Here is a 13,720-nt window from a genome sequence, read left to right as displayed (position 1 = left end):
TTCTGCTTAGGGTTCAAAAGCAGCCAACAAAGCGTCCACATGTGCTGGCGTTGTGGACCAGCTTGCCACAAAGCGCGCCATTTGTGGGGTTTCAGGATCACCTATCAAGGCGGTATCTGTGCCCCATAAATGATAAATTGCGCCTTTTGCCTTGGCCCGTGCGTGCATAGCGCGGGGCAGGGTGGCAAAAACCATATTGCCATCAACGCTATAGCTGAGCGAGCCGCCTAAGTCGACCAGACCCGCAGCCAAACGCGCTGCCATAGCATTGGCGTGGGTGGCCAATTCAAGCCACAGATCATTCTCAAGCCATGCCAGTATTTGGGCCGATACGAACCGTGCTTTGGATAGGTTGTGTCCTCCACGCATCCGTTGGCTTTCAAAGGCTTCCACAAGCGCGGGATCAAATAAGACCGCAGCCTCTGCTGCCATCGCGCCGGTTTTGGTGGCCCCCAATGACAGCGTGCTCAATTCGCGGGTCATTTCCCAAGGGCTGATCTTGCTTGCAGCTATGGCATTGGCAAAGCGCGCGCCATCAAAATGCAGTGGTAAGCCAGATACATTGGCCAGTTCTGCGATTTGAACAGGGGAATAAAGCTCACCAAATTCCGTGATGTTGGTCAGCGACACAGCGGCCGGTGGCATCGCGTGAATGTCGTTCCCATTTGCATCGGCCATGATTTCAGCGCGCAGGGCATTGGGATCAATGCGACTGTCTTTCGATGGCAACGCTTTCAGTTTAGCTCCGCCAGCGTAAAAGCCCGCAGCGCCGCGTTCATCCATCTCAATATGTGCTGTTTTGTGACAATAGATCACGCCCCAAGGTGGGGTCATCGCTGCCAAAAGCGCCGCATTTGCCCCAGTGCCTGATGTCATCGGATAGATCCGCGCGTCAGGCGCATCAAATATATCGCGCAGACGTTCTTGCAGGGCGCTTGTGTAGCTGTCCGCACCATATGCTGGCGCAAAGCCATCGTTTGCTTGGCTCAAAGCTTCTAGGATTTTCGGATGCACGCCAGAGGTATTGTCGGAGGCAAAAAACATTAGACAGGTTCCTCGATGATATGGCCTTCCCAATCGTCTTCGCCGACGTTGAGTTCGGATACGGTCATGTTCATAACTGAAACACCTGCCGCATGAACGCTTTGTGGATCACCCGTCAAAAGCGGATGCCATTCGGGTAAGGGTTTGTTTTGGTGCAACAATCGATAAGCGCAGGTTTGCGGCATCCAATAAATGTGTTTGTCGATGGTGCTGGGTCGCAAAATGATACACTCGGGCACAAGGCTTTTGCGGGTTTCATATTGGCCGCACTGGCAACTTTGATCGTCAAGCAGCCTACAGGCCACACGGGTCAAAAATACCTCGCCTGAATCTTCGTCTTCGATCTTGTTGAGACAGCATTTTCCGCACCCATCGCACAGCGCTTCCCATTCCGCATCGTTCATATTTTTGAGCGGAACAGTTTCCCAAAACTTATCGCGTTTGGTCATGTCAAAGCACCCAAAATACGCCGTGCTTTGTCGCAATCCGCATGCATTTGGGTGATGAGATCATCTAGGTTCGAAAACTTTTCTTCACCGCGTAGAAATTCGACAAACGCGACAGACAAATGTTCATCGTAAAGATTGCCATCAAAGTCAAAAATGAAACTTTCAAGGCAGGGCACATTGGCGCCAAATGTGGGTTTAACCCCAAGCGACGCCGCGCCGTGGTAGCTGCCTTTGTGGTCGCCTGTGAGCACATCAACCAAGACAGCGTAGACGCCAAATTTCGGCGCATGCAGCCCATCGATAGACATGTTTGCGGTTGGAAATCCCAGATCGCGCCCGCGTTTATCTCCGTGGTTCACTGCACCCTCGATGCGATGCCAGTGGCCCAGCATGTCTTTTGCATGAGACATCCGCCCATCGGCCAATGCTTCGCGAATGGCTGAAGATGATGAAATGCCGACGTCGGTTTTCAACAGCGGGGCGATGGTCACGTCAAACCCCATTTCTTTGCCAAACCGTACAAGATCTTGGGCGGTGCCTGCGCGCCCTTGGCCAAAGCAGAAATCAGCGCCGACAACGACATGGCTGAGGCCAAGCCCGTCTTTCAACACTGTGCGGGCAAACGCTTCGGGGGGCATTGCTGCCAGTTCCGCGTCAAAAGGCAGTTGAAACAGGTGCTCAACACCGATTTTGGCAAGGCGGTTCTTTTTGGATTCCGCGTTCATCAGCCGAAACGATTTGCCGTGGGGGGCAAAATATTCCCGTGGATGCGGTTCAAACGTGACAATGCCAAGCGGTCCGTGTGTGCGCGCGATGTCGATCACGGCGCAATGGCCCAGATGTACGCCATCGAAGTTGCCGATGGCGGCACTTGCCCCACGGGCAGTGTCAGGGGTATTGGTCCAGTGAGTGTGCGTTTTCATGGGGCTCCTCGCGGGCGGGCCCCCGCGCGTCAATCAAATTTGCGACTGGGCGCCAGCACCATGGCGTCGCCCTTTAGGACAACGGTATCGCCTACGGTGCACTTACATTCAAGAGCAACGCGGCGTTTTGCGTGGATGATGTCGGTCACAGTCACTTCGGCTAAAACCAAATCACCAGGACGTACAGGTGCAAGGAATTTAAGCGTTTGACCTAGATAAACTGTCCCATGCCCCGGAAGCTGTTCTCCAATCACGGCAGAAATCAGCCCCGCTGTGAGCATGCCGTGGGCAATTCTGCCTTGGAAAATGGTGTCTTGGGCGTAGGATTCATCAAGGTGCACAGGATTTCTATCTGTCGACACTTCGGCAAACAGTTCGATGTCGCGGTCGGTGATCACTTTACGTAAGGATCGCGTCATACCGAATTCGATGTCTTCGATACAGATCGTCCCACGGGGAAAATTGTCGAGCATATGATGCGATTCCTTGGTCATGTTGCGTTGCAGCATAACACAAGGTTGATGGCGAAACAATCCTGCGCGCAAGATTGTTTCGCCATATTTATATTTTGTGAATTTAAGTTTCTATCGAAAATGTTTGAGTTTAGCGCAATAATGAAATCGCAGCTGTTGGCGAAAGGTTTTGCTCTGCAAGCCATGATTTCAAACGTGTGGGGTCTGGGGTTTCGGGATCATCACCAAACTCATGGGCAGCCAAACCGCCTGTGATGAACAAAACGTCCAACCCTTCGCTAATGCCGCCCATAACATCGGTGCCGATACCATCGCCGATACACATGATTTTTGAGTCTTCAATGTCTGCCAACTGCGCAAGGTGACGGCGTGCAAGGTCATAGATGGGGGGATGTGGTTTGCCAAAGTACAGGCTTTCGCCGCCCATTTCGGAATAGAGCGCTGCAACTGCACCCGCACACCATTCGCGGACCTCGCCACGATCCACAACGATATCAGGGTTAGCACAGAGAAGTTTCATGCCCTTTTGCTTGGCGTATAAAAATTCGGGACGATGCACATCGACATCTGCTGTGGCGTGACGCGGGCCTGTGCATACGATGCCGTCTGCTTCTTCAAGCGGCACTGTTGTGATTTCAACCGCGTTGTCCAAAATGTCGCTTGGGGCAAAGAACACGTCGACCTCTTCTGGGGTGCCGATGTGGTACACTTTTTGACCAACTGCACCCAAATACATCGCGGTGCGCGCAGAATCGCCCGAGGTGGCAATCGCATCATAGGCATCTTTGGGTACGCCAAAACTGAGCATTTGCTCAGAGACGGCTTTCCATGGGCGTGGAGAGTTTGTCACCAAAATTACGATACCGCCGCCTTTGCGGTAGTCTTGCAGGGCTTTTACCGCTTCGGGAAAGGCTTGGATTCCGTTGTGAACGCAGCCCCAAAGATCAACGAACAAAGCGTCGTAATTGGTGGATATCTCGGACAGGGATTGGATCAAACGGGTCATGGCAGCCTCATAAATTGCAGGTATGTGTTTGGTATAGTCTGGGCGTGTAAAAGGAAAGAGACGCGGTTTTGGATTGGCGTTGTGGCCACAAAAAAGGGCGCCCTGATATGGAGCGCCCTTTTGATCTATGCCGAACCGATTAGACTTTAAGGTTCGGGATGATTTGTTTTTTGCGGGACATGATGCCAGGTAAAACAACCGCATCACCGGTCACTGTCGCGCCGAATGATTTTTCAGCCACGGATTTCACGGCGTCGTTTTGGATGAACAATGTGGCTTCTTCATTCAAGATATCGACAACGAACAACAGCACGTGATCCACGCCGTCTTCTTTGGCCACATCAACCATAGATGTCAGCAAGCTGGCTTTGCGGTCGAGCACGATTTTCGGCGCGGTTGTTTCCAAAACGGATACGCGGAATGCAGTGCCATCGACTGTGAATTCTTTGGAATCCATACGGATCAATTCAGCGTCAGAAAACTCGGATACGTCTGATTTTGCTTCAAACAGTTCCGCCGCATAAACAGCCATATCGATGTTTAACTCGGACGCCAATTTGGTGGCCAAAGCTTTGTCATGGTCTGTCGTGGTTGGTGAGCGGAATTCAAGCGTGTCGGACAAGATGCAAGACAACATAGCGCCTTTGATGTTGTCGGGCATTTTTGCCGCATCATCACCCATCAGGTCAAACATGATTGTCGCAGTACAAGCCAACGGGCGGATTGTGATATCAATTGGGCCTTTTGTTTCCAAGCCGCCCACGAGTTTGTGGTGGTCGATGATCGCGGTGATGTTTGCGTCGTTGATCGCCTCTGGCAACTCTGCTGGGTTGTTGGTGTCAACGATGACAACGTCTTGGCCAGCAGAAACGGATGTGATGATTTCAGGTTTCTCGAAACCCCATTTCTCAATCACGAAAGCCGCTTCTGTGTTTGGTTCTCCAAGCAAAACAGCCTTAGCAGGTGTGTCTTTGATTTCAGACAAATACCACGCCCAGATAAGCGGGGAACCAGTGGAGTCTGTATCAGGGGATTTGTGGCCAAATACGAGCGTTGTCATGTGAGTCTATCCATCAAAAGGGTGATTTTGCGTTCTTATAGGCAGTGCAGCATGGCTTGTCACCATTTTGTCGGTTTGGTGTACCTGCGCTCTTGGTCGCCCTTTGATAAATGTGTATCACGTCAAGATGCCCCGTATTCTTGAGACAGATTTATACCCCCCTGTGAAAGCGCATTTCGTGGCGCTGGGCTATGTCGTGAAAGCCGAAGTCAAAGACGCCGATGTGATGGCGATGCACCCCGATGCGCCAGATGATACGCCGCCTGTGATCATCGAGTTGAAAACTGGCTTTTCGCTGATATTGCTGCACCAAGCCATCGCACGCCAATCCATCACCGATCAAGTCTATGTCGCTGTGCCGCGGTGGAAGGGCAGGGCTGCTTGGAAAACATTTAAAGGCAACATTTCGTTGTGCAAACGTTTGGGGGTTGGGGTGCTGTCGGTGAATGTAGATGAGGGCACGGTGCAGGTTCACAATGACCCAAAGCCGTTTAAGCCGCGCAAAAACACCAAACGCAAAGATGTCTTGCTCAAAGAATTCGACACACGGATCGGCGATCCCAATATTGGTGGAACACCCGGTGGTGGACGCGTGACATCCTATCGCCAAGATGCCGAAAAATGCCGCAGCTACATCTTTGAAAACGGTGCATCAAAAGCCAGCGAAGTGGCCAAGGCGACAGGGGTAGAGCGGGCACGGGCTATTATGGCGGCCAATCACTATCAGTGGTTTGAACGTGTCTCCAAGGGAATTTACGGCATAACAGAACTTGGCGCTAAGGGTGAAAACCCTTAAGTTTTATTGGGGTTTCAGCGCGCTTCCGCTTGCTTTGGTCCGTTGACCTCAAACAATTGAAAAAAATTACTCCAATCAGTTGACTTGGCCTCTCACGCTCCCTAACTATTCATCGTTATCACTCGATACCCTTGAGTGCTAACGATGCATTTACCTTTGCCGTTTAGGCAGAGACCGAAATTGAAACTTTGTGCAAGGAGCCGTACGAAATGGCCTTTAAACCTCTTCATGACCGCGTGGTTGTTCGCCGCGTTGAGAGCGACGAAAAAACTGCTGGCGGGTTGATTATTCCTGATTCCGCAAAAGAAAAACCCGCAGAAGCTATCGTTGTTTCCGTTGGTGAAGGTGCACGCAAAGACAGCGGCGAATTGATCGCACCGTCTATCGCAGCTGGCGACAAAGTTCTGTTCGGCAAATGGTCCGGTACAGAAATCACTGTCGATGGCGAAGAGCTGCTCATCATGAAAGAATCCGACATTTTGGGTATCATCGCTTAAGCGATTTTCCCGTCGCGCCACGCCTTTGGGCTGATGGCGCAGATGTCTCTTTCACTCATTTAATTCGACTTAAGGAGAGAACTCATGGCTAAAGAAGTCAAGTTCGATACAGACGCCCGCAATGCGATGCTTCGCGGCGTTAACATTCTTGCAAACGCTGTAAAAGTGACACTCGGCCCTAAAGGCCGCAACGTTGTGCTCGACAAATCTTTCGGCGCACCGCGCATCACCAAAGACGGTGTGTCTGTTGCGAAAGAAATCGATCTCGAAGATAAATTCGAGAACATGGGCGCGCAAATGGTCAAAGAAGTGGCCTCACGCACCAATGACGAAGCTGGCGACGGTACAACAACCGCGACTGTTTTGGCTCAAGCGATCATCAAAGAAGGTCTCAAACAGGTTGCAGCTGGTCTCAACCCAATGGATCTGAAACGCGGTATCGATCTTGCAACGTTGAACGTTGTTGAAGCGATCAAAGCGGCATCTCGCCCAGTGAATGATTCCGCTGAAGTTGCGCAAGTTGGTACAATTTCTGCCAATGGCGAAGCTGAAATCGGTCGTCAAATCGCAGACGCAATGCAAAAAGTTGGCAACGACGGTGTTATCACTGTTGAAGAAAACAAAGGCATGGAAACAGAAACAACAGTCGTCGAAGGCATGCAGTTCGACCGCGGTTTCTTGTCCCCTTACTTTGTGACGAACCCAGACAAAATGGTTGCAGATCTCGAAGACTGCGTCATTCTCTTGCACGAAAAGAAACTTTCTTCTTTGCAAGCGATGGTTCCACTTCTCGAGTCCGTGATCCAATCACAAAAACCACTTCTCATCATCGCAGAAGATGTTGAAGGCGAAGCGCTTGCGACTTTGGTTGTGAACAAATTGCGCGGCGGCTTGAAAATCGCAGCTGTGAAAGCACCTGGTTTCGGCGATCGTCGTAAAGCCATGTTGCAAGACATCGCGATCCTTACTGGCGGCCAAGTGATTTCCGAAGACCTCGGCATGAAACTTGAAAACGTCACTATGGACATGCTCGGTTCTGCCAAGAAAGTTTCCATCACCAAAGACGAAACAACAATCGTTGAAGGCGCTGGCGTAAAAGCAGAAATCGAAGCACGTGTGGGCCAAATCCGCGCGCAAATCGAAGAAACAACTTCTGACTACGATCGTGAAAAACTCCAAGAGCGTGTTGCTAAACTCGCAGGCGGCGTTGCAGTGATCCGCGTTGGTGGCATGACTGAAGTTGAAGTTAAAGAACGCAAAGATCGCGTTGACGATGCATTGAACGCAACACGTGCTGCTGTTCAAGAAGGCATCGTTGTTGGCGGTGGTGTTGCTCTGGTTCAAGCTGCAAAAGGCCTTGAAGGTCTGACTGGCGCGAACGCTGATCAAAACGCTGGTATCGCAATCGTTCGTCGCGCAATCGAAGCACCGCTTCGCCAAATTGCTGAAAACGCAGGCGTCGATGGCGCTGTTGTTGCTGGCAAAGTACGCGAATCTAACGACACATCTTTCGGCTTCAACGCTCAAACCGAAGAGTATGGCGACATGTTCGCATTCGGCGTGATCGATCCAGCTAAAGTTGTTCGCACAGCTTTGGAAGATGCAGCGTCTATCGCTGGTCTCTTGATCACAACCGAAGCTATGGTTGCTGACAAACCATCCAAAGATGGCGGCGCCGGTGGCGGCATGCCTGACATGGGCGGCATGGGCGGCATGGGCGGCATGATGTAATCAGCCGGTCATCTGACTGACACTATTAGACGGGGGGTGCATATTGCGCCCCCCGTTTTTGCGTTTTTAAGGGATGTGCATAAGAATTCAGCCTGCACGTCATTAATCTTTCGTTAATCACGATCTTGGTGAATTTTGTCTTGTGGCGTTTTTGCAAAGCGGGATCAGTAGGGTAATTAGTCGATGGAATTTATATATGAATCTTCGCCCTCTCGCTCTCTCTGATAATCTTGCGCTGTCTATTTTTTTGGACAGTGAATGCGGCAGTTCACAAATGTACCGTACAGTTTTAAATCTGCGCGAGACACAAATGGTCGCGATGGAACGGATCGCATTCGATGAAGATCAAATTGTTGGATATTTGTGTTGCGCGAAAATGATCAACCCTGCCGATTGGTGGGTTTTGTCTGTGCTTGTGGTGTCGTCTAATTCTCGCAGAAAAGGTATTGGACGTGACTTGGTTCGTCGCGGTATGGATGATGCGCGCCGTGCAAAAGCACCCGCCGTGGTCGTGGTCGGAGACCCAGCTTATTTTGCTCAAATGGGCTTTTCCCAATCAGCAGTGAAAAACCTATCACTGCCATTTGCGCAAGCTTTGACATCGCTGTATCCCATCGCCCCTAAAACAGGTTTATCGAAACATACTTTACAATATCCTGAATCATTTGTGCCATTCAATGATGTCGTGACAACGGCAGTATAATTAATAGTCATTTCAGTGAGATGTCCTGCAGGGGGCGCTGTCGTTTTACCTCTTTATCTCGTGCTAAATGTATATCTGGCATAAGATACATTGTGTGCATCAAAGGAATGTGACCAGATGCTCACATTCTTGCGAGATGGTGCTTTCACGACTGCTCTTTCTTTAAAGCCAGCCTATGCTGTCCAAAATAAACGCTTTTGCATTGGATTGTGTATGAGACTGCTTTGGCTGACGATCCTTGCAATGGTGGCATTTGCCGCCAATTCTGTTTTGACTCGCGTTGCGTTGACAGGCGCGTCAGATCCGTTTGCTTTTGCCGCTTTGCGTGTGATGTCAGGCGCTTTGGCGTTACTTGTGTTGGTGTATCTGCGTGGCAGTGTTTTGCCGCTTAAACTGCCAACGCGCGTACCGTCGTCCCTTGCATTGACTGTCTATATGCTTGGGTTTTCATTGGCTTATCTGTCTTTGCCGTCTGGCGCAGGCGCGCTGATTTTATTTGGCAGTGTGCAAATATCAATGTTTGCTGGCGCACTTTTCTTGAAAGAACCTGTGCCTGTGCAGCGTTGGCTTGGCGGAATGCTGGCGCTTGGAGGATTGGTCTTTTTGCTATGGCCTGACGCGACTGCGCAGTTCCCCGCTTTTGCTGTCTTTGCGATGATTTCTGCAGGGGTAGGCTGGGGAATTTACTCTTTGATCGGTCGCCGCGCTCGTGATCCTTTGGCCGACACAGCACTCAATTTCGCCTTGTCCACCATCCCGACGGGCATTGTTTGGCTGCTCACGCAAGGAGCGCTCACGGGCATGGGGGCGGTGCTTGCCATAGTCGCAGGCGTTGTGACATCTGGGTTCGGCTATGCCTTGTGGTATCGGGTTTTACCGCAACTTGGCGCCAGCCGCGCCGGCGTGGCGCAACTGTCAGTACCGGTTTTGGCAATGTTGGGGGGCTTTGTTTTTCTAGGCGAAGGCATCACGTTCAAATTTGTGATTGCCAGCGTTTTGGTGTTGGGTGGGATCGGCGTTTCAATGCTACGCCGACCCTGACTATTTAGGCTGCGCCTGTGATTTTGTTCACATGGCCCATTTTGCGGCCCGGTTTTACGTCAGCTTTGCCATACATATGGATCGCGACAGACCCGTCTTTGGCGAACTCTGGAATACGGTCCACATCATTGCCTATCAGGTTGAGCATTTCGACATTTGAATGCCGTTTTCCGTCGCCCAAAGGCCATCCTGCCACGGCGCGGATGTGTTGTTCGAACTGGTCTATAATGCAGCCATTTTGCGTCCAGTGTCCTGAATTGTGCACACGGGGGGCAATTTCATTGACCACAAGACCTTGTTTTGTCACGAATAATTCCACGCCCATGACGCCAACGTATTCGAGCTCGTTCAGAATTTTTGCTGCCAAAAGCACTGCATCCATCCGTTGCGCGCCTGTCAACGTGGCAGGCACGGTGGTGGTGTGCAAAATACCGTTGGTATGGACATTTTCGCCTGGGTCAAAGCAAGACACATCGCCTGCTTGGCCGCGGGCTGCAATCACAGAGACCTCATGTGTGAAATCGACGAAGCCTTCCAAGACGCTTGGGGCGCCTGCCACATCTGCGATGGCTTTGGGGGCCTCTGCGGCATCCATAATGCGCGCTTGGCCTTTGCCATCATACCCAAAACGGCGGGTTTTTAAGATGGCGGGGGCACCAATATCTGACAGAGCTTTATCCAAGTCTGCGGCCGTGTCCACGGCTGCAAATGGTGCAACAGTCAGACCAAGATCAACAAGAAACTTTTTTTCGGTGATCCGATCTTGCGATACCGCTAAGGCACGACGATTTGGTCGAATAGGTTTGATGGATTCCAGTAAATCAAGGGCGGATGTGGGAACATTTTCGAATTCATAAGTGATTACATCGACCGAGGCAGCAAAGGCTTTGAGCGCGATTTCATCTTCGTAAGATGCTGTCGTGATGACATCCGCCACATGGCCCGCTGGCGGGTTGGCCGCTGGTTCAAAAATATGGGTTTTAAAGCCTAAACGAGAGGCGGCAACAGACAGCATGCGGCCCAATTGACCACCACCTAAGATGCCAATCGTGGCATTGGGGGCAAGAACATCAATCATCGGTGGGCTCGTCTGGAATTGAGGCAGCTAAAGCATCACGCCATGCGTCCAAGCGTTCCGCTAATGCATCATCTGACGTGGCCAAAATACCTGCGGCCATGAGACCTGCATTTGCTGCCCCAGCTTCGCCAATCGCCATTGTGGCAACGGGGAATCCTTTGGGCATTTGCACGATGGAATACAGGCTATCCACACCAGACAAGGCGCGTGTTTGCACAGGCACGCCGACAACTGGTACGCGGGTTTTTGATGCCATCATACCGGGCAGATGCGCCGCGCCGCCGGCACCAGCAATAATGACTTTCAGACCGCGTTCTGCCGCTGTTTTGCCATAGGCCCAAAGGCGGTCAGGGGTGCGATGCGCTGAGACGATTTTGGTCTCATATGCGATGCCAAGTTCATCCAAAATATTAGCTGCAAGTTTCATGGTTGGCCAATCAGATTGGCTGCCCATTATAATACCGACTTTGACGCTCACGATGCTGTCCTCATTGGGGCCGTTTGAGAATGGGCACTATAGCGGGCCTGCGGGTGGGCGCAATAAAGTGCAGATTTAATTTCGCATCTAAGCTATGATGTCTGGGGTGATTTGGTCTTCGATCTGGGCAATACGATCTTTGAGCGACAATTTTTGCCGTTTCATGCGTTGTAACCGCAGAGCGTCAGGCATGGGTTTGGCTTGAATTGCATCGATCGCCTCATCCAAATCGCCGTGTTCGCGCTTTAGCACAGCCAATTCGATGCGCAGTACTTCTTTGAGGTCCAGGCGGGAGGAGGTGTTCATATGTAGATCATTCGACTCAGGGTTTGGTGTTGTGTGTATCCTACGCGCAAAACACCAATTATCAAAGCGTTGCGGACCATCACTTGAAGCCTGCGCAGTAATCCCCATATTGTTAAAGAAGCCGCCAAGTTTGGGGCCAAATCTGCACTGTCGCTTGCTTTGAAAGGGCGTGTTCATGACAAAAATAAGTTTTGGATCGCATCCATTTCTACTTGGATTTGATCAATTAGAACGGCTGGTTGAGCGCACTGCAAAGGCGGATTCCGGTGGATACCCTCCGTATAATATAGAGCAAACATCTGATAACGCTTACAGAATTACCTTGGCTGCGGCTGGGTTTTCCGAAGATAATTTGTCGATCACGCTTGAAAACCGTCATTTGGTGATCCGTGGGCGTCAAGACGATGACAGTGAAGGGCGATCATTTTTGCATCGCGGAATCGCTGCACGACAATTCCAACGCTCTTTTGTGATTGCGGATGGCGTTGATGTGGCTGGGGCCACAATGGAAAACGGATTGCTACACATTGATCTGTCGCGCGCTACGCCTGACAGTGTTGTTGAAACCATAGAAATAAAAAAGGGATAATCCCAATGGATGCTAACTACGATAATATCCCGAACGCGGATGCCAAAATCGTTTATGTTCGCCCTGTACTTGTTGCGGATCTGCCTGATGAGTTGCGCGAAAAAGCTGGCGATATAGAACGCCTTTTTGCTGTCCACAATTCAGACGGCGACCGTATGGCGCTTGTCGCTGATCGCAAACTGGCCTTTGCGCTTGCGCGTGAGCATGATTTTTCGCCCGTGAACGTACATTAATACACTTCCGTTAAAAAACGTTGAATGCATAAAAACGCCCCGACCAAATGATCGGGGCGTTTTTATGGCTGAGGTGAATGCGGCTTGGATGCCCGCGATAAGTCCCATGTTGTCGAGTTTCATCGTCACCTGATGCGCACCGTTGCCAGCGTCTGTGCTGACATTTAACTGCCCCCGAAAAGGGGCAGTTGCGCAAGGTTTACCGTTACCGCGCTTTGGCTACTCTTGTTCTGCCAAGAAACGCTCAGCGTCTAGCGCGGCCATACAGCCCATGCCCGCAGAGGTCACAGCTTGGCGGTATGTGTGGTCAGTCAAATCGCCAGCAGCAAAAATACCGGGGATCGATGTGTGTGTTGTTCCGGGGGTTACTTTGACATAGCCGCCGTTGTGTGTTTCCAACACGTCAGACACCAATTCGCTGGCTGGGGCATGGCCAATCGCAATAAACACGCCTTTGGCAGGAATTTCTTTGATCTCGCCGGTTTTGACATGCTTCACGCGAACGCCGTTGACGCCGCGCATGGGCGCTTCGTCGCCAAATACTTCGTCGAGCTGGTGATCCCAAAGCACTTCGATCTTTTCATTCTTGAACAAGCGGTTCTCTAGGATTTTTTCACAGCGCAGGCTGTCGCGACGGTGTACAAGCGTCACTTTCGAGGCAAAGTTGGTCAAGAACAGCGCTTCTTCAACGGCTGTGTTGCCGCCACCGATCACAACGATTTCCATGCCGCGGTAAAAGAACCCGTCACAGGTGGCACAGGCAGAGACACCAAAGCCTTTGAACGCTTCTTCCGACTCAAGGCCAAGCCATTTGGCCCGCGCGCCTGTCGCCAAAATCACCGCATCTGCAGTGTAAGTTGTGCCGCTGTCGCCCATGGCCGTAAATGGTCGCTTGGTCGTATCAAGGCTGGTGATGATATCTTGCTTGATTTCGCATCCCATGGCCGCCGCGTGTTCTTGCATGTTGACCATCAACTGCGGACCTTGGATTTCTTTTTCGCCGGGCCAGTTTTCCACTTCTGTGGTGGTGGTCAATTGCCCGCCGGGTTCGATGCCTTGCACCAGCAGAGGGGACAGCATCGCGCGCGCAGCATAGACGCCTGCCGTGTAGCCCGCAGGGCCAGATCCAATGATCAGAACTTTTGTGTGTTTTGTCTCAGACATATTGGCCTCTTGTCATTGTTCTTGCGTTAATCTCGATATAGACACGCCACTCCGCGCACGCAAACCCCAAGGCGCTTTAAAAGGCCATCTATCTAAACCTCTCATGTATATGTTGTCGTTTTTATGGACGCTCTTTTGATCCTTTGGGG

General features: G+C 51.3%; 17 protein-coding genes. 7 read left to right on the top strand and 10 right to left on the bottom strand.

The annotated features are described in order from the left end of the window. Positions 1–6: 6 nt before the first annotated feature. From BM025_RS02630 to BM025_RS02605, 6 genes are all read right to left on the bottom strand, one after another. Positions 7–1,044 (bottom strand): threonine aldolase family protein, encoded by a 1,038-nt coding sequence (locus tag BM025_RS02630; RefSeq protein ID WP_085847043.1) that lies wholly within the window; start codon positions 1,042–1,044, stop codon positions 7–9. Next, a complete protein-coding gene (locus BM025_RS02625; protein ID WP_085847044.1) occupies positions 1,044–1,493 on the bottom strand; it encodes a YcgN family cysteine cluster protein in 450 nt (149 codons plus the stop codon). The genes BM025_RS02630 and BM025_RS02625 overlap by 1 nt, the downstream gene beginning before the upstream one ends. After that, positions 1,490–2,416, bottom strand: coding sequence for a bifunctional riboflavin kinase/FAD synthetase (locus tag BM025_RS02620; RefSeq protein WP_085847045.1), 927 nt, complete (start codon positions 2,414–2,416; stop codon positions 1,490–1,492). The genes BM025_RS02625 and BM025_RS02620 overlap by 4 nt, the downstream gene beginning before the upstream one ends. Before the next feature lie 29 nt (positions 2,417–2,445). After that, positions 2,446–2,889 carry a MaoC family dehydratase gene (locus tag BM025_RS02615; protein ID WP_085847538.1) on the bottom strand — a complete coding sequence of 148 codons (444 nt, stop codon included), beginning with the start codon at positions 2,887–2,889 and terminating at the stop codon, positions 2,446–2,448. A 130-nt stretch (positions 2,890–3,019) separates the two neighbouring features. Continuing rightward, entirely contained in the window at positions 3,020–3,895 is an 876-nt protein-coding gene (locus BM025_RS02610; protein ID WP_085847046.1) for a TIGR01459 family HAD-type hydrolase, read from the bottom strand. 139 nt (positions 3,896–4,034) lie between these two features. Next, positions 4,035–4,955, bottom strand: coding sequence for a manganese-dependent inorganic pyrophosphatase (locus BM025_RS02605; RefSeq protein ID WP_085847047.1), 921 nt, complete (start codon positions 4,953–4,955; stop codon positions 4,035–4,037). 127 nt (positions 4,956–5,082) lie between these two features. On the opposite strand from BM025_RS02605, the gene BM025_RS02600 reads away from it, so the two are divergent. The 5 genes from BM025_RS02600 to BM025_RS02580 all read left to right on the top strand — a co-directional run bounded on the left by BM025_RS02600 (position 5,083) and on the right by BM025_RS02580 (position 9,723). Beyond that, positions 5,083–5,751, top strand: a complete 669-nt coding sequence (locus tag BM025_RS02600) for a DUF2161 domain-containing phosphodiesterase (RefSeq protein WP_170842095.1) — start codon at positions 5,083–5,085, stop codon at positions 5,749–5,751. 209 nt (positions 5,752–5,960) lie between these two features. Beyond that, complete coding sequence (locus BM025_RS02595; protein WP_085847048.1) at positions 5,961–6,248, top strand: co-chaperone GroES; 288 nt, start codon at positions 5,961–5,963, stop codon at positions 6,246–6,248. A gap of 84 nt (positions 6,249–6,332) precedes the next feature. Beyond that, complete coding sequence (groL, locus tag BM025_RS02590; protein WP_085847049.1) at positions 6,333–7,979, top strand: chaperonin GroEL; 1,647 nt, start codon at positions 6,333–6,335, stop codon at positions 7,977–7,979. Positions 7,980–8,175: 196 nt separating this feature from the next. Further along, positions 8,176–8,682: a GNAT family N-acetyltransferase gene (locus BM025_RS02585; protein WP_085847050.1), complete on the top strand. Its 507-nt coding sequence runs from the start codon at positions 8,176–8,178 to the stop codon at positions 8,680–8,682. 213 nt (positions 8,683–8,895) lie between these two features. Next, positions 8,896–9,723 carry a DMT family transporter gene (locus BM025_RS02580; RefSeq protein WP_085847540.1) on the top strand — a complete coding sequence of 276 codons (828 nt, stop codon included), beginning with the start codon at positions 8,896–8,898 and terminating at the stop codon, positions 9,721–9,723. A gap of 4 nt (positions 9,724–9,727) precedes the next feature. Here the strand turns inward: BM025_RS02580 and BM025_RS02575 are convergent, their stop codons facing one another. From BM025_RS02575 to BM025_RS02565, 3 genes are all read right to left on the bottom strand, one after another. Next, positions 9,728–10,801, bottom strand: a complete 1,074-nt coding sequence (locus BM025_RS02575) for a 5-(carboxyamino)imidazole ribonucleotide synthase (protein ID WP_085847051.1) — start codon at positions 10,799–10,801, stop codon at positions 9,728–9,730. Then, positions 10,794–11,282 carry a 5-(carboxyamino)imidazole ribonucleotide mutase gene (purE, locus tag BM025_RS02570; protein WP_090875142.1) on the bottom strand — a complete coding sequence of 163 codons (489 nt, stop codon included), beginning with the start codon at positions 11,280–11,282 and terminating at the stop codon, positions 10,794–10,796. Before purE ends, BM025_RS02575 begins: the two co-directional genes overlap by 8 nt. Positions 11,283–11,366: 84 nt before the next feature. Further along, the gene (locus BM025_RS02565) at positions 11,367–11,585 is read right to left on the bottom strand and encodes a YdcH family protein (protein ID WP_085847541.1); all 219 of its coding nucleotides are present in this window, start codon (positions 11,583–11,585) and stop codon (positions 11,367–11,369) included. Between the two features lie 175 nt (positions 11,586–11,760). Here BM025_RS02565 and BM025_RS02560 point away from each other — a divergent pair, with 175 nt between their 5' ends. Both BM025_RS02560 and BM025_RS02555 read left to right on the top strand, forming a co-directional pair. Then, the gene (locus tag BM025_RS02560; RefSeq protein ID WP_085847053.1) at positions 11,761–12,174 is read left to right on the top strand and encodes an Hsp20 family protein; all 414 of its coding nucleotides are present in this window, start codon (positions 11,761–11,763) and stop codon (positions 12,172–12,174) included. Between the two features lie 5 nt (positions 12,175–12,179). Then, positions 12,180–12,407, top strand: a complete 228-nt coding sequence (locus BM025_RS02555; protein ID WP_085847054.1) for a DUF1150 family protein — start codon at positions 12,180–12,182, stop codon at positions 12,405–12,407. A 219-nt stretch (positions 12,408–12,626) separates the two neighbouring features. Here the strand turns inward: BM025_RS02555 and trxB are convergent, their stop codons facing one another. Continuing rightward, a complete protein-coding gene (gene trxB, locus BM025_RS02550) occupies positions 12,627–13,571 on the bottom strand; it encodes a thioredoxin-disulfide reductase (RefSeq protein WP_085847055.1) in 945 nt (314 codons plus the stop codon). Positions 13,572–13,720 lie beyond the last annotated feature (149 nt).

This window comes from Pacificibacter marinus (assembly GCF_900109555.1).
Lineage (GTDB): Bacteria > Pseudomonadota > Alphaproteobacteria > Rhodobacterales > Rhodobacteraceae > Celeribacter > Celeribacter marinus_C.
This window is presented reverse-complemented; position numbering and strand designations above follow the sequence as displayed.